Source organism: Bartonella sp. AA97HXZ, from assembly GCF_042196985.1.
Lineage (GTDB): Bacteria > Pseudomonadota > Alphaproteobacteria > Rhizobiales > Rhizobiaceae > Bartonella.
The window spans coordinates 68,403-83,542 of record NZ_JBHIRC010000009.1; the positions used below are offsets into that span (position 1 = coordinate 68,403).

General features: G+C 41.7%; 27 protein-coding genes. All 27 read right to left on the bottom strand.

The window, feature by feature from the left end; translation table 11 throughout:
- Window position 1: 1 nt before the first annotated feature.
- The 27 genes from ACFINE_RS06340 to tuf all read right to left on the bottom strand — a co-directional run bounded on the left by ACFINE_RS06340 (window position 2) and on the right by tuf (window position 15,101).
- Window positions 2-1,015, bottom strand: coding sequence for a DNA-directed RNA polymerase subunit alpha (locus tag ACFINE_RS06340; protein WP_375611485.1), 1,014 nt, complete (start codon window positions 1,013-1,015; stop codon window positions 2-4).
- Window positions 1,016-1,109: 94 nt separating this feature from the next.
- Window positions 1,110-1,499: a 30S ribosomal protein S11 gene (rpsK, locus tag ACFINE_RS06345; RefSeq protein ID WP_007347762.1), complete on the bottom strand. Its 390-nt coding sequence runs from the start codon at window positions 1,497-1,499 to the stop codon at window positions 1,110-1,112.
- 114 nt (window positions 1,500-1,613) lie between these two features.
- Window positions 1,614-1,982, bottom strand: a complete 369-nt coding sequence (gene rpsM, locus ACFINE_RS06350; RefSeq protein WP_026500557.1) for a 30S ribosomal protein S13 — start codon at window positions 1,980-1,982, stop codon at window positions 1,614-1,616.
- Window positions 1,983-2,163: 181 nt separating this feature from the next.
- A complete protein-coding gene (locus ACFINE_RS06355; RefSeq protein WP_375621433.1) occupies window positions 2,164-2,742 on the bottom strand; it encodes an adenylate kinase in 579 nt (192 codons plus the stop codon).
- Window positions 2,739-4,085, bottom strand: coding sequence for a preprotein translocase subunit SecY (gene secY, locus ACFINE_RS06360; protein ID WP_375621434.1), 1,347 nt, complete (start codon window positions 4,083-4,085; stop codon window positions 2,739-2,741). The genes ACFINE_RS06355 and secY overlap by 4 nt, the downstream gene beginning before the upstream one ends.
- 161 nt (window positions 4,086-4,246) lie before the next feature.
- Entirely contained in the window at window positions 4,247-4,714 is a 468-nt protein-coding gene (gene rplO, locus ACFINE_RS06365) for a 50S ribosomal protein L15 (RefSeq protein ID WP_375621435.1), read from the bottom strand.
- A 20-nt stretch (window positions 4,715-4,734) separates the two neighbouring features.
- On the bottom strand, window positions 4,735-4,941 hold the full coding sequence (gene rpmD, locus ACFINE_RS06370) for a 50S ribosomal protein L30 (protein WP_375611481.1): 207 nt from the start codon (window positions 4,939-4,941) through the stop codon (window positions 4,735-4,737).
- Window positions 4,942-4,972: 31 nt separating this feature from the next.
- Window positions 4,973-5,521: a 30S ribosomal protein S5 gene (gene rpsE, locus ACFINE_RS06375; protein WP_015856574.1), complete on the bottom strand. Its 549-nt coding sequence runs from the start codon at window positions 5,519-5,521 to the stop codon at window positions 4,973-4,975.
- 111 nt (window positions 5,522-5,632) lie between these two features.
- Window positions 5,633-5,995, bottom strand: coding sequence for a 50S ribosomal protein L18 (gene rplR, locus ACFINE_RS06380; protein WP_273791414.1), 363 nt, complete (start codon window positions 5,993-5,995; stop codon window positions 5,633-5,635).
- A gap of 12 nt (window positions 5,996-6,007) precedes the next feature.
- Window positions 6,008-6,541: a 50S ribosomal protein L6 gene (gene rplF / locus ACFINE_RS06385; RefSeq protein ID WP_375621436.1), complete on the bottom strand. Its 534-nt coding sequence runs from the start codon at window positions 6,539-6,541 to the stop codon at window positions 6,008-6,010.
- Window positions 6,542-6,580: 39 nt separating this feature from the next.
- Window positions 6,581-6,979 (bottom strand): 30S ribosomal protein S8, encoded by a 399-nt coding sequence (rpsH, locus tag ACFINE_RS06390; protein ID WP_375611478.1) that lies wholly within the window; start codon window positions 6,977-6,979, stop codon window positions 6,581-6,583.
- 14 nt (window positions 6,980-6,993) lie between these two features.
- The gene (gene rpsN, locus ACFINE_RS06395) at window positions 6,994-7,299 is read right to left on the bottom strand and encodes a 30S ribosomal protein S14 (protein WP_273791412.1); all 306 of its coding nucleotides are present in this window, start codon (window positions 7,297-7,299) and stop codon (window positions 6,994-6,996) included.
- 24 nt (window positions 7,300-7,323) lie between these two features.
- Entirely contained in the window at window positions 7,324-7,881 is a 558-nt protein-coding gene (gene rplE / locus ACFINE_RS06400; RefSeq protein ID WP_375611477.1) for a 50S ribosomal protein L5, read from the bottom strand.
- Window positions 7,874-8,188: a 50S ribosomal protein L24 gene (gene rplX / locus ACFINE_RS06405; protein ID WP_375611476.1), complete on the bottom strand. Its 315-nt coding sequence runs from the start codon at window positions 8,186-8,188 to the stop codon at window positions 7,874-7,876. The genes rplE and rplX overlap by 8 nt, the downstream gene beginning before the upstream one ends.
- Window positions 8,189-8,200: 12 nt before the next feature.
- Window positions 8,201-8,569 carry a 50S ribosomal protein L14 gene (gene rplN, locus ACFINE_RS06410; RefSeq protein WP_004855715.1) on the bottom strand — a complete coding sequence of 123 codons (369 nt, stop codon included), beginning with the start codon at window positions 8,567-8,569 and terminating at the stop codon, window positions 8,201-8,203.
- Window positions 8,570-8,713: 144 nt separating this feature from the next.
- On the bottom strand, window positions 8,714-8,953 hold the full coding sequence (rpsQ, locus tag ACFINE_RS06415; protein ID WP_012231991.1) for a 30S ribosomal protein S17: 240 nt from the start codon (window positions 8,951-8,953) through the stop codon (window positions 8,714-8,716).
- An 11-nt stretch (window positions 8,954-8,964) separates the two neighbouring features.
- Complete coding sequence (gene rpmC / locus ACFINE_RS06420; protein WP_375606714.1) at window positions 8,965-9,165, bottom strand: 50S ribosomal protein L29; 201 nt, start codon at window positions 9,163-9,165, stop codon at window positions 8,965-8,967.
- Between the two features lie 12 nt (window positions 9,166-9,177).
- The gene (gene rplP / locus ACFINE_RS06425; protein WP_375611475.1) at window positions 9,178-9,591 is read right to left on the bottom strand and encodes a 50S ribosomal protein L16; all 414 of its coding nucleotides are present in this window, start codon (window positions 9,589-9,591) and stop codon (window positions 9,178-9,180) included.
- 36 nt (window positions 9,592-9,627) lie between these two features.
- On the bottom strand, window positions 9,628-10,338 hold the full coding sequence (rpsC, locus tag ACFINE_RS06430) for a 30S ribosomal protein S3 (RefSeq protein ID WP_273791408.1): 711 nt from the start codon (window positions 10,336-10,338) through the stop codon (window positions 9,628-9,630).
- The gene (gene rplV / locus ACFINE_RS06435) at window positions 10,338-10,727 is read right to left on the bottom strand and encodes a 50S ribosomal protein L22 (protein WP_375621437.1); all 390 of its coding nucleotides are present in this window, start codon (window positions 10,725-10,727) and stop codon (window positions 10,338-10,340) included. Before rplV ends, rpsC begins: the two co-directional genes overlap by 1 nt.
- Window positions 10,728-10,729: 2 nt before the next feature.
- Window positions 10,730-11,008 carry a 30S ribosomal protein S19 gene (rpsS, locus tag ACFINE_RS06440; RefSeq protein WP_004855734.1) on the bottom strand — a complete coding sequence of 93 codons (279 nt, stop codon included), beginning with the start codon at window positions 11,006-11,008 and terminating at the stop codon, window positions 10,730-10,732.
- Window positions 11,009-11,023: 15 nt separating this feature from the next.
- Complete coding sequence (gene rplB, locus ACFINE_RS06445; RefSeq protein WP_375621438.1) at window positions 11,024-11,857, bottom strand: 50S ribosomal protein L2; 834 nt, start codon at window positions 11,855-11,857, stop codon at window positions 11,024-11,026.
- A 20-nt stretch (window positions 11,858-11,877) separates the two neighbouring features.
- Complete coding sequence (locus ACFINE_RS06450; RefSeq protein ID WP_375606718.1) at window positions 11,878-12,171, bottom strand: 50S ribosomal protein L23; 294 nt, start codon at window positions 12,169-12,171, stop codon at window positions 11,878-11,880.
- Window positions 12,168-12,788, bottom strand: a complete 621-nt coding sequence (gene rplD / locus ACFINE_RS06455; protein WP_375621439.1) for a 50S ribosomal protein L4 — start codon at window positions 12,786-12,788, stop codon at window positions 12,168-12,170. The genes ACFINE_RS06450 and rplD overlap by 4 nt, the downstream gene beginning before the upstream one ends.
- A 2-nt stretch (window positions 12,789-12,790) precedes the next feature.
- Complete coding sequence (gene rplC / locus ACFINE_RS06460) at window positions 12,791-13,528, bottom strand: 50S ribosomal protein L3 (RefSeq protein ID WP_375621440.1); 738 nt, start codon at window positions 13,526-13,528, stop codon at window positions 12,791-12,793.
- 27 nt (window positions 13,529-13,555) lie between these two features.
- Window positions 13,556-13,864: a 30S ribosomal protein S10 gene (gene rpsJ / locus ACFINE_RS06465; protein WP_005773267.1), complete on the bottom strand. Its 309-nt coding sequence runs from the start codon at window positions 13,862-13,864 to the stop codon at window positions 13,556-13,558.
- Window positions 13,865-13,925: 61 nt separating this feature from the next.
- Window positions 13,926-15,101: an elongation factor Tu gene (gene tuf, locus ACFINE_RS06470; protein ID WP_012755022.1), complete on the bottom strand. Its 1,176-nt coding sequence runs from the start codon at window positions 15,099-15,101 to the stop codon at window positions 13,926-13,928.
- Between the last annotated feature and the right edge of the window lie 39 nt (window positions 15,102-15,140).

Below are 15,140 nucleotides of genomic sequence, written 5' to 3' on the forward strand. Positions count from 1 at the left end.
TTTAATATTGATCTTCATAACGTTTTGCAAGATCATCAATGTTTTCAGGCGGCCACGCAGGAATCTCCATCCCAAGATGTAAACCCATACACGCCAAAACTTCTTTAATCTCATTCAACGATTTGCGACCAAAATTCGGTGTCCGAAGCATTTCAGATTCTGTTTTTTGAATCAGATCACCAATATAAACAATATTATCATTCTTAAGACAGTTTGCCGAACGAACTGAAAGTTCTAATTCATCCACTTTTTTGAGAAGTGCAGGATTAAAAGAAAGCTCAGAATCAGCCTCTTCAACAGGCTCCTTCTGTGGCTCTTCAAAGTTAATAAATAACGATAATTGATCCTGAAGAATGCGTGCTGCAAAAGCAACAGCATCCTCACCATTAACAGCACCGTTTGTTTCAATCGTGAGCGTTAATTTATCATAATCGAGAACTTGACCTTCGCGTGTATTTTCTACTTTATAAGATACCTTACGGATCGGTGAATAAAGACTATCAATTGGAATAAGCCCTATACGTGCATCATCAACACAATTACGATCAGATGGAACATACCCCTTTCCTGTGTTGACAATAAATTCCATACGAATTTCAGCTTCTTCATCAAGAGTACAAATAACATGATCTGGATTTAGAATTTCCATATCTCCAACTGTACTGATATCTCCCGCTTTCACAACACCAGGCCCCTCTTTATAAACAACGACACGTTTAGGCCCTTCTTCTTCCATACGAAGCGCAATTTCTTTTATATTCAGAATAATATCCGTAACATCCTCACGCACACCTGGAATCGATGAAAATTCATGCAAGACACCGTCAATCTGCACAGCAGTAATAGCAGCACCACGAAGCGAAGATAACAAAACGCGACGAAGCGCATTTCCTAACGTTAAACCAAAACCACGCTCAAGAGGTTCAGCAATCACACTTATAATATTTGGATTATCATGTGCACATGATTCAACCTTATTGGGTTTAATAAGTTCCTGCCAGTTTTTCTGGATCATATTTTTATTCCCGTTCTTTAGTTCCGTTACCATTCAATCGTAACGACCAATGTGAACATCAGAGAAATCTCCGACAACAAAAAACAACACCCAATTAAACACGCCGCCTTTTCCGCGGACGACATCCATTATGAGGAATTGGTGTTACATCGCGAATAGAAGTAATGACAAAACCAACAGATTGCAATGCACGTAAAGCAGATTCACGCCCTGATCCAGGTCCACAAACTTCAACTTCCAAAGAACGCATACCATGCTCTTGCGCTTTTCTTGCACAATCCTCCGCAGCAACTTGAGCAGCAAAAGGTGTCGATTTACGCGCACCTTTAAACCCCTGAGCTCCCGCAGATGACCAAGCAATTGCATTACCCTGAGCATCAGTAATAGTAATCATTGTGTTATTAAATGTTGAATTAATATGCACAACACCCGATGAAATATTTTTACGTTCGCGACGACGAACACGTGTGGCTTCCTTGGCCATAATTTCCCTTTCAACGATCTCATCACTGCCGTAACATCAGCAGCTCCACCTTTTTTCCTTGTCAAAAAAATCAAACAAGAAAAAGAATATATAAAAAACCTTCCACAAAGGCCCTTATTTCTTCTTACCGGCGATTGCCTTAGCCGGACCTTTACGTGTACGGGCATTCGTATGTGTACGCTGTCCTCGGACAGGCAAAGACCGGCGATGACGCAATCCTCGATAACAACCAAGATCCATCAAACGCTTAACATTCATAGCAACCTCACGACGAAGATCACCTTCAACTTGATACCCCTGATCTATTGCCTCACGAATCTGCAGCACCTCAGCATCTGAAAGCTCATGCACACGACGCCCCAAAGGAATGCCAACTCTTTCAATAATTTCTTGAGCAAATTTTGGTCCAATCCCGTGGATATATTGAAGCGCAATAATTACACGCTTATTTGTCGGGATATTGACGCCAGCAATACGAGCCACGCCTACTCTCCTTAGTTATTTTGACAAATTGTTATAAAATACCTGATATACCTTACAGAAAAAAATAGACTCAGAAAAAAATTCTTCCGAATCCTATTATTTCACTAAAATAAATTAAATTCACTTTTGATAGATTTCATCTCAAAAGTCAACTCTTTTCATTTATTTCTAAAAAAAAATCTCATGAAAGAAACCCTCTAATCATACGTGTCACTTCAGCAACACTAATCATTCCATCAATAACCTTCAACATTCCCCTCTCTGAATAAAATTTTGATAAGGGAGCTGTTTTTTCACGATATTCTACTAATCTTTTTGCAAAAGCAACAGGATTGTCATCTAAACGAACCTGTCCACCAGTCGCTATTGTTTCCTCAACGCGCTTCTTCATACGTTCAATCAACACGTCTTCATCAACACACAATTCAATAACAGCATTAAGCCGCATATTTTTTGAATCCAGTATCTGTTGCAACGCTTCTGCTTGCCCCACAGTTCGCGGATATCCATCCAAAACAAAACCGTTTACACAATCAGCTTCATCAATCCGATCTGATACGATTTGATTAACAATACTATCAGGTACCAAAGTACCAGAACTTATAATAGCTTTAGCTTTTTTACCAATCTCCGTTTCTTTGGCAATCACCTCACGCAACATATCCCCTGTTGATAAATGAGGAATGTTATATTCCTCAGTCAACATTTTTGCTTGCGTACCTTTTCCCGCTCCAGGAGGACCTAAAAGAATAACTCTCATCGATTCCTTTTACCTCCACGAAGTTTTGATTTTTTTATCAACCCTTCATATTGGTGGGCAACAAGATGCCCCTGAATTTGAGCAACCGTATCAAGTGTAACAGTAACAACAATCAACAAGGATGTTCCCCCAAGATAAAAAGGAACCTGTAATGCAGATATCATAAATTCAGGTAACAAACAAACCAAGATAATATAAATAGCGCCCACAACAGTAATACGCGTCAAAACGTAATCAATATATTCGGCTGTACGCTCACCTGGACGAATCCCTGGAATAAAACCAGAATGTTTTTTCAACTGATCTGCAGTATCACTTGGATTAAACACAATAGCTGTATAAAAAAAGCAAAAAAACGCCATTAAAAATGCATAAACAATCATATAAAGTGGCTGTCCATGACCAAGAGCATAAGAAATCTCCTGAACCCATTGTGGCATTTTATCAGAAAAATTATTAATAGTGGCAGGTAATAATAATAAAGATGAAGCAAAAATAGGTGGAATAACACCAGCAGTATTCAACTTTAAAGGAAGATGCGACATATCTCCTTGAAACATTTGATTACCGACCTGACGTTTCGGGTATTGGATAAGAATTCGCCGTTGCGCACGCTCTATAAAAACAATAAGCCCAATAACCAAAACAGCAATAAGAACGATTCCTATTAAAAGAAAAGTTGATAAATCAGCCTGACTATGAGCTGTCAAAAGCTGAGCAAAAGTAGAAGGAAAGTTGGCTACAATCCCTGTAAAAATGATAAGAGAAACCCCATTACCAATACCACGTGACGTAATTTGCTCGCCAAGCCACATAAGAAACATCGTTCCGCCAACAAGCGTAATAACAGAAGAAATACGAAACATAAGACCTGGTTCTAAAACAATTTGAAGCCCCGACCCTATACCGCTTTCAAGCGCAACCGCAATACCAAAAGCTTGTAGAATTGCCAATACGACTGTTACATAACGCGTATATTGATTGATAATCTTACGACCTAAATCCCCTTCTTTTTTAAGAGTTTCCAAAGAAGGAATAATAGATGTTAACAATTGCACAATAATAGATGCCGATATATAAGGCATGATACCCAGCGCAAAAATAGCCATACGCCCAACGGCACCTCCAGCAAACATATTAAAGAGTCCTAATACACCCGACGCGTGATGTTCAAATGTTTGCCGCAAAGCATCGATATTGATACCTGGAAGAGAGATGTAAGTGCCAAAACGATATACAAGAAGCGCCAACAGAGTAAACCAGATGCGTTTCTTTAATTCAGTTGCACGCGAAAAGGTGCCGAAATTTATATTGGAAGCAAATTGCTCTGCTGCTGATGCCATAAAACGTCTCCACTTTACACTTCAGTTCTTCAAATCACAGAAGTATAATCCTAAAATTCATATATGCATACACAAACAAATGCAGAACTTAAACAATTCTCCACAAAAGATCCCACAAAACAGATATTATTCTTCTTTAGGTCTCTATTCATATTAAAAAATTATCGAGCAATATCAGGAAGAATAACCTGACCACCCACTTTTTCAATCTTAACACAAGCAGCTTGTGAAGCACCAGAAACATGAAAGGTAATCTTAGCCTTCAAATCACCATCAGAAAGAAGACGAACCCCATCTTTTTCACGACGAATAATACCAGCCTCTTTCAAAGAAACCATATCAACAGGCTTTTCAATATTCAACTTACCTGCATCAACTGCCAACTGAATACGTCCTAGTGAAACTTCATTGTAGGTTTTAGCAAAGAAATTCCTAAATCCACGTTTTGGCAAACGACGATAGATGGGCATTTGCCCACCTTCAAAACCATTAAGGGAAACACCAGAACGTGACTTTTGCCCTTTTACACCACGACCACCAGTCTTACCCGTACCGGAACCAATACCACGCCCAACACGCTTACGATTTTTTGTTGCGCCTTCGCAATCACGTAGTTCATTGAGTTTCATATCTAATACTCCCGCAACCCTTAACCTTCATCTATAACGCGAACAAGATGCCGAACCCGAGCAATCATACCCCGCACACAAAGTGTATCATCTAAAACGCGCCGACGACGCATTTTATTTAGTCCAAGCCCCTTTAAGGTTGCACGCTGAATCTGTGAGTTTCGAATAGGGCTTCCAATTTGTTCCACCGTCACAGTTTTACCACTCTGAGATTTTTTCTGAACCATTTCCTAATTCCTTTTCTGATAATCTCAGAAACTACCCTTCTAGGTCGACTAAATGGCGACGACGCGCCTGCAAAGTCGAATACTTTATACCACGTTGAGCAGCAATATCTCTAGGATGCATTTGATGTTTCAATGCATCAAATGTTGCACGAACCATGTTATAAGGATTCGACGATCCTAGTGATTTTGCAACGACATCCTGCATACCAAGAGCTTCAAAAATAGCACGCATCGGCCCCCCAGCAATAATACCAGTACCAGCAGAAGCCGAGCGTAGCAAAACACGCCCAGCTCCGTGACGACCTTCAAGATCATGATGCAATGTACGCCCAGACCGAAGTGGAACATAAATCATCCCACGCTTTGCAGATTCCGTTGCTTTACGAACGGCTTCTGGAACTTCACGGGCTTTACCATGTCCAAAACCCACACGCCCTTTTTGATCTCCAACGACAACAAGAGCAGCAAAACCAAAACGCCGACCACCCTTTACAACTTTAGCAACACGATTGATATGAACGAGCCTATCGACAAATTCATTATCGCGTTCTTCTCTCTCACCACGTTCTTTTTGTGCCATTCCTCATTCCTTTTTCTTTTCCGGAAGCACGATAACAAAGTCCCTCATCAAACCGGAAGAACTTAAACGAAATACTCTAAACTCTCCTTACTCATTCATAAATAAGAAATTTTAGAAATTCAAACCACCTTCACGAGCAGCTTCAGCTAAAGCCTTGACGCGACCATGGTACACATACGCTCCACGATCAAAAACCACCTCATTAACACCCGCTTTCTTCGCACGCTCAGCAATTAACTTACCAACAGCAAAGGCCGCCTTTTTATCAGCACCACTCTTTAACGATTTTTTCAAATCACTTTCAAGAGTAGAGGCTGAAACAAGTGTACATCCCCGCAAATCATCGATAACTTGAGCATAAATGTTCTGATTTGAACGATAAACACTAAGGCGAGGACGATCATGAGAAACCATTTTAATTCTACGACGAACGCGCCTTGCACGACGTTGGATAATGTCCTTAGATGAAACCATAATACAAAATCCTTATTTCTTTTTACCTTCTTTACGGAAGATACGTTCATCTGCATGCTTAACACCTTTACCTTTATAAGGCTCAGGCTTACGATACTCACGAATCTCCGCTGCAACTTGTCCAACTTGCTGTTTATCAATTCCAGAAACAACAATTTCCGTTGGCTTAGGAACAGTCACAGTAACACCCGACGGAACTTTATAAACCACATCATGCGAAAAGCCCAGAGATAGTTGAACATCCTTACCCTGCAAAGCAGCACGATAACCAACCCCATTAATCTCCAACCTCTTTTCAAAACCATCTTTCACACCACAAAAAATGTTCTCAATCATTGAGCGCGACATACCCCATTTAGAACGCGCATCTTTTGACTGATCCCGCGGCATAACTGATATGATATTCTCCTCAAGTTTGACTAAGACTTCATCATTGACGACGTAACTCAGCTCACCTTTTGGACCTTTTGCCTTAACCAGCTGTCCTTCAACAGTAGCAGTAACTCCAGAAGGAATTGAAATGGGTTTCTTTCCAATACGAGACATTGTTCTAACCTACTTTTTCTTCCGTTTTCTTGACATAACTTAGAAAACACGACAAAGGAGTTCTCCACCAACATTCTGTTCACGCGCCTCATGATCTGCCATGACGCCTTTAGGAGTCGATAAAATCGAAATACCAAGGCCATTTGCCACCTGAGGAAGTGACTTAGCAGAAACATACACACGACGCCCTGGCTTTGATACACGTGAAATCTCACGAATAGCAGCCAGCCCTTCAAAATACTTCAATTCGATTTCAATCTCCGCTTTCCCATCACCTAAATCAATTCGATTATATCCGCGAATATAACCCTCCGACTGAAGAACATCAAGAACGTGCGCACGAAGCTTCGAATCTGGAGTAACTACTTTACCTTTTTTACGACCAAGTGCATTACGAATACGTGTTAACATATCACCAAGAGGATCTGACATAGACATTAAATAATCTCCTCTTACCAACTAGACTTTACAATACCAGGAATATAGCCAATAGAGCCAAGCTCACGCAACGCAATTCGCGACATTTTTAATTTACGATAATAAGCCCGCGGACGACCTGAAACCTCACAGCGATTACGAATACGAACTTTCGAAGAATTACGCGGCAACTCTGCCAACTGAACAGAAGCTTTAAAACGTTCCTCAAGAGAAACCTTCTGATCCATAACTATTGCTTTCAAACGTGCACGACGGGCAGCATAGCGCTTTACCATCACCTCACGACGCTTATTTTTTTCAACGGCACTTACTTTGGCCATAATTTCACCTCACTACGTTTGCCGTTACGAACGAAAAGGAAAATTAAAAGCACGCAATAACTCACGAGCTTCATCATCCGTTTTTGCTGTCGTACAAACGATAATATCCATGCCCCAAATTTGATCAACTTTATCATAGTTGATTTCTGGAAACACAATGTGTTCTTTAATACCCATAGCAAAATTGCCACGACCATCAAAACTCTTTGGATTTAAACCACGAAAGTCACGAACCCGCGGAAGAGCAATCGTCACAAGACGATCTAAAAACTCAAACATACGATCTTTACGTAATGTAACTTTAGCCCCAAGAGGCATTCCTTCACGAACCTTAAAGGTCGCAATAGAATTACGCGCACGCGTAACAACAGCCTTCTGACCCGTTATTAGCCCTAAATCCTCAGCGGCAAGGGAAGGCTTCTTCGAATCAGCAGTTGCTTCACCTATCCCCATATTTATTACAACTTTATCAATCCGCGGAATTTGCATCGCATTTCTGTAATTAAACTTCTCTTGAAGCACTTTACGAATCACTTCAAAATAATGCGCTTTCATACGCGGTATTTGTCTTTCCTCAGCCATTAATCAACTCTCCCGAACGCTTGGCAAAACGAACTTTATTACCATCTGCATTCATACGAAAGCCCACACGTGTAGGCTTACCATCTTTAGGATCAGCAATCGCCAAATTAGACAGATGAATCGGAGCTTCTTTAGAAATAATTCCAGCTTCTTGCTTCTGCGTTTGACGTTGATGACGTTTAATCATATTAATCCCACGAACAAAAGCCTTATTCTCTTTTGGATTAACCTTAATTACTTCACCACTACATCCTTTATCCTTACCGGACAAAACAACAACTTTATCACCTTTTCGAATCTTTTGCATAACATTTACTCCTTACAGAACTTCAGGAGCAAGCGAGATGATCTTCATATGATTCCTACCACGCAATTCACGGGGAACAGGTCCAAAGATACGAGTACCGATCGGCTCTTTTTTGTTATCCACTAAAACCGCAGCATTACTATCAAAACGAATGACACTACCATCTGCGCGACGAATATCCTTAGCAGTACGAACCACAACAGCTTTCATAACATCACCTTTTTTAACACGGCCACGAGGAATTGCATCCTTAACCGAAACAACAATAATGTCACCGACCGAAGCATATTTCCGCTTTGAACCGCCTAACACTTTGATGCACATGACACGACGCGCTCCAGAATTATCAGCAACGTCGAGGTTTGTTTGCATCTGAATCATGACTGGCCACCTTCTCTTAATACATATATCCGATTGTATCTTTTACACACTCGGATTTGCCTGCCAAATAACGATAAAGTTATCGTCTTCAAATTTATCAATGATAACCACACTGTTAAATTCTAAAACAATAAGCTTAACTCTTTACGCTACATTGTCTTTTACAACAATCCAACATTTATCTTTCGAAATTGGTCTAGATTCTTGAATAGAAACTTGATCCCCAATCTTGAATTGGTTGTTTTCGTCATGCGCTTTATAATTTTTAGACTGCCGAACAGTCTTCTTAAGAAGCGGATGAGAATAACGGCGTTCAACTTTGACAACAACAGTCTTATCACTTTTGTCGCTAATAACAACACCCTGCAAAACGCGTTTAGGCATCTCTTATTTCCTTAAACCTTACTTTCACTTATCTTTTGACGAAGAAAAGTTTTAATACGCGCAATATCACGACGAACTTGTCTAACGCGCGCAGTCTTTTCTAATTGACCTGTTGCTTTTTGAAAACGCAAATTAAATTGCTCTTTCTTTAACTTAGCCAATTCATCTTTCATTTGGTCGAGCGTTTGCGCCCGTAATTCTGTGGCTCTCATCGCTTAACCTCATTATTCAGCAATACGCTGGATGAAACGCGTTTTTATAGGCAACTTTGCAGCACCCAATCTTAGTGCTTCACGTGCAACATCCTCCGGAACTCCATCAAGCTCAAACATGACGCGCCCAGGAGCAACACGTGCAGCCCAATAATCAACACTTCCCTTACCTTTACCCATACGAACTTCAGTCGGTTTAGATGTAACCGGAAGATCTGGAAAAATGCGAATCCACACACGACCAGAACGCTTCATATAACGTGTAATCGCACGACGCGCCGCTTCAATTTGACGAGCAGTAACCCGCTCTGGCTCAACAGCCTTCAAACCGTAGGCACCGAAATTCAAATCCGTACCACCCTTCGCAAAACCGTGAATACGGCCTTTGAACTGTTTACGGAACTTTGTGCGCTTTGGCTGCAACATTGTTCTCTACTCCAAATTTTAGTTCAATCTCAAAAACTAAGCATTTTCGCGGCGACGATTCGATGAAGAACCAGATTGATCAGCTTCCGTAGCACGACGTTCTGAAGCCATCGGATCATGCTCAAGAATCTCACCCTTAAAGACCCAAACTTTAATACCACAAATACCATAAGCGGTCTTAGCTTCTGCTGTACCGTAATCAACATCAGAACGCAAGGTATGAAGTGGAACACGACCTTCACGATACCATTCCATACGAGCAATTTCAGCACCACCAAGACGGCCAGAACAATTGATACGAATACCTTCCGCACCAAGACGCATAGCAGACTGAACAGCACGCTTCATTGCACGACGAAAAGCAACACGACGCTCTAACTGTTGAGCAATTGATTGCGCAATAATTGTCGCATCAATCTCCGGTTTACGAATCTCCACAATATTCAATGAAGTTTCAGCATCCGTCATTTCTGAGAGCTTACGACGAAGCTTTTCGATATCAGCACCCTTTTTACCAATAATCAAACCAGGACGTGCAGAATGAATTGTAATACGACACTTTTTATGAGGACGCTCAATAACAACCTTAGAAATAGCCGCCTGTTTAAGCTCCTCAAGCACATATGAACGAATTTTCAAATCCTCATGAAGAAGGCGCCCATATTCACCACTATCAGCATACCAACGAGAGTCCCAAGTCCGATTAACACCAAGACGAAGTCCTATTGGATTGATCTTCTGCCCCATTACGCGGCCTCCACTTTTTCGGTAATTTCACGAACAATAACAGTAAGATGCGAAAATGGACGTTCAATTCTACTAGCACGCCCTCGACCACGAACATGAAAGCGCTTCATCACTATCGACTTACCAACATAAGCTTCCGCCACAACAAGCGAATCAATATCAAGATCGTGGTTATTTTCTGCATTTGCAATTGCTGATTCAAGCGTTTTTTTCACAGTAGCAGCAATACGCTTGCGTGAAAACATCAAATCAGCGAGCGCTACATTAACTCTTTTACCACGAATCATTGCAGCAACTAAATTAAGCTTCTGCGGACTAACACGAATTGTCCGCGTGACAGCTCTTGCTTCATTATCTTTAAGCTGGCGCGAAACTTTAGCTTTTCCCATTCCTACTTCCTCTTCGCTTTCTTATCGGCACCATGACCATAATAAGTCCGGGTAGGAGCGAACTCACCAAACTTATGCCCAACCATCTCTTCAGAAACAGAAACAGGAATATGCTTATTACCGTTGTAAACACCAAAAGTTAAACCAACAAATTGCGGTAAAATAGTAGAGCGACGACTCCATATTTTTATAACTTCGTTGCGCCCACTTGCACGTACCTTCTCTGCTTTACCAAGAAGATAGCCGTCAACAAACGGACCTTTCCACACTGAACGAACCACCTCAGACTACCTTTCTCATTTCTTGCGTTGATGACGCGTACGCATAATAAATTTATCAGTGGCTTTATTGGAGCGCGTACGCTTACCTTTCGTAGGTTTACCCCAGGGAGAAACTGGATGGCGCCCCCCCGATGTACGACCTTCACCACCACCGTGTGGATGATCAACGGGGTTCATAGCAACACCACGAACATGTGGACGTTTACCACGCCAACGTGACCGACCCGCCTTACCATCATTAATATTCCCATGATCAGGATTTGAAACAGCGCCAACAGTTGCAAAACAGCTACTCGGAACCAAACGCTGTTCACCAGAATTTAAACGAAGAATAGCCATACCATGATCTCGTCCAACCAACTGCGCATAAGCACCTGCTGAACGTGCAATCTGCCCTCCTTTTCCTGGCTTCATCTCAACATTATGAATAATTGTGCCTACAGGCATATTACCAAGAGGCATAGCATTACCTGGTTTAACATCCACATTTAAACCAGCCATAACAGAATCACCAACACCAAGACGCTGTGGCGCAAGAATATAACTCAATTGCCCATCCTCATAGCGGATTAAAGCAATAAAAGCGGTACGATTAGGATCGTATTCTAAACGCTCAACCTTTGCTGAAACATCACGTTTAAAACGCTTAAAGTCGACAAACCGATAACTACGTTTATGTCCACCACCCTGAAAACGAGCAGTAACACGACCGCGATTATTACGCCCACCCTTTGAAGACAAACCTTCAGTTAACATCTTTATAGGTTTTCCCTTATAAAGACAAGAACGTTCCACAATAACAAGCTGACGCTGCCCAGGTGTAGTTGGATTAAATTGCTTAAGTGCCATTATTCCTATCTCCGAGCCTCTTAAAGACCTGTCGAAACGTCGATAGTCTGACCACTGGCCAGAGTTACGATCGCTTTTTTGACATCACTCTGCCGACCAACTATACCTTTGAAACGCTTCACTTTACCCTTACGGACTATCGTGTTAACTGCTTTAACTTTTACGCTAAAAAGCGCTTCAACAGCAGCCTTAATCTCAGGCTTCGTCGCTTTCGGCGCGACATTAAAAGCAACTTGATTATATTCAGAAATCATAGTCGCCTTTTCAGTAATAACTGGACTAATAATTATATCATAATGGCGAAGATCTGTCATTTAAAACGCTCCTCAAGAGCCTCAACAGCTGCTTTTGATAAAACAAGTTTGCTGCGACGCAAAATATCATAAACATTAATTCCCTGAATAGGCAAAATGTCAATATTCGGGATATTAGAGGCTGCACGAAAAAAGTTAATATCAATCTCTTTACCACCGATTAAGAGAGCGTTATTAAATCCAAGCTTAGAAAAATGAGAAACAAGCATTTTCGTTTTAGCATCCTTAACAGTCAACTCATCTACAATAATTAAATCTTTTGCTTTTAATTTTGCAGATAACGCAAGACGCAACCCAAGAGCACGAATCTTTTTAGGAAGATCATGCTCATGGCTACGAACCACCGGTCCATGTGCCTTACCCCCACCTCTAAACTGCGGTGCACGTGCAGATGAATGTCGAGCACGTCCCGTTCCTTTCTGTTTAAACATTTTTGCCCCTGTTCGCGACACATCAGAACGACCTTGAGATTGATGACTTCCCTGCTGACGACGTGCAAGCTGCCAACGAACAACACGTTGCAAAATATCCTCACGCGGAACAAGATCAAAAATAGCTTCAGAAACCTTTAATTTACCAGCTTCACTACCATCAAGAGTTTTAATTACAAGATCCATTATTAGGCTCCCTCAACTTCAGAGGTTTCCGTCACCGGAGTAACCATTTCCGCTTCCTCCTTCACAAGACGGCGAATACCAGCAGGCTTTGGAGCATTCTCAGGAAGACGCTTCTTCACAGCATCCCGTATCAAAATCCAAGAACCTTTAGAACCAGAAACAGCACCACGCACTAAAATTAAACCACGCTCACTATCAGTGGAAATAACTTCAATATTCTGTGTTGTTACACGCACTTGCCCCATATGGCCAGCCATTTTTTTACCTTTAAAAACTTTACCAGGATCTTGACACTGCCCTGTAGAACCATGAGCACGATGTGTGATCGAATTACCATGAGAAGCACGATGCCCACCAAAGTTATGTCGTTTCATAACACCAGCAAACCCCTTACCAATACTGGTACCAGTCACATCAACTCTTTGTCCTGGAACAAAATGTTCCACTGTAATCTCAGTACCAACATCAAGAAGATTGTCGGGACTCACACGAAACTCTGCTATTTTGGCTTTAGGCTCAACAGAAGCCTTAGCAAAATGTCCACGAAGAGCTTGTGAAGTATTCTTAACCTTAGCAAAGCCTACACCTAATTGAACAGCAGTATAACCATTCTTTTCAACTGTACGCTGAGCAACGACTTGACAATTCTCCAAACGAAGTACCGTCACCGGCACATGCTCACCAGCATCATTATAAATACGGGTCATGCCCAGCTTCTGTGCTATTACACCTGAACGCATCGGGTCTGTTCCTTCTGTCCTCAAACCTCAGAGCTTAATTTCTACATCCACACCAGCAGAAAGATCGAGCTTCATAAGCGCATCCACTGTTTGCGGCGTTGGATCAACAATGTCAAGAAGACGCTTATGTGTTCGCATCTCAAACTGCTCACGACTTTTCTTATCGATATGCGGTCCACGATTGACCGTAAACTTCTCAATCCGCGTCGGAAGCGGAATGGGACCACGGACATTTGCACCGGTACGTTTAGCAGTCGATACGATCTCACGCGTCGACGTATCAAGAATTCTATGATCAAACGCTTTCAAGCGAATGCGAATATTCTGACTGTTCATGCTCTTTATTTCCCTGTTATAAAAAGTGCCTTCAATAATCAAAGCACTCAACAAGCATTATTTATTCAATGATCTTAGAGACGATACCGGCACCAACAGTACGACCACCTTCACGAATAGCAAAACGAAGTTTCTCTTCCATCGCTATCGGAACGATCAACGAAACATCCATCGCAACATTGTCACCTGGCATAACCATTTCCGTTCCTTCTGGAAGCGTAACAATACCTGTAACATCCGTCGTACGGAAGTAAAACTGAGGACGATAATTCGTGAAAAATGGTGTATGACGTCCACCTTCATCCTTTGTCAAAATGTAAGCTTCTGCTTTAAACCGTGTATGAGGTGTAACGGATCCTGGCTTTGCCAATACTTGACCACGCTCAATCCCTTCACGGTCAACACCACGTAGCAGAGCCCCTATATTATCACCCGCTTGACCTTGATCCAAAAGCTTGCGGAACATTTCAACGCCTGTAACCGTCGTCTTAGACGTTGGACGAATACCGATAATCTCGATTTCCTCTCCAACTTTAATAACACCACGCTCAACACGACCCGTAACAACAGTTCCACGACCCGAAATCGAAAAAACATCTTCTATCGGCATCAAAAATGGTTGATCAACAGGACGTTCAGGGGTTGGGATATAATTATCAACTTCACTCATTAAAAGACGAACAGCATCTTCACCAATGCTTTTATCCTTATCCTCAAGAGCTGCCAACGCAGAACCCTTAACAATTGGTATATCATCGCCTGGGAAATCATATTTGGATAAAAGTTCCCGAACCTCAAGCTCTACAAGCTCCAAAAGTTCTGCATCATCAACCTGATCAACTTTATTAAGAAAAACAACAATTGCTGGAACACCAACCTGACGCGCAAGCAAAATATGCTCACGTGTCTGAGGCATTGGACCATCAGCTGCTGAAACAACCAAAATAGCACCATCCATCTGTGCTGCCCCTGTGATCATGTTTTTCACATAATCAGCATGTCCTGGACAATCAACGTGCGCATAGTGACGATTTTCCGTTTCATACTCAACGTGTGCTGTAGAAATAGTAATTCCACGTGCGCGCTCCTCTGGCGCAGCGTCAATTTGGTCATAGGCTTTAAATTCACCAAAATATTTCGTAATCGCTGCTGTCAACGAGGTCTTCCCATGATCAACGTGACCAATCGTACCAATATTAACATGCGGTTTTGTTCGTTCAAACTTGCTCTTCGCCATTTGAGCTCTCCATTTTTCGTCCAAGCCAAGGACTAAGTT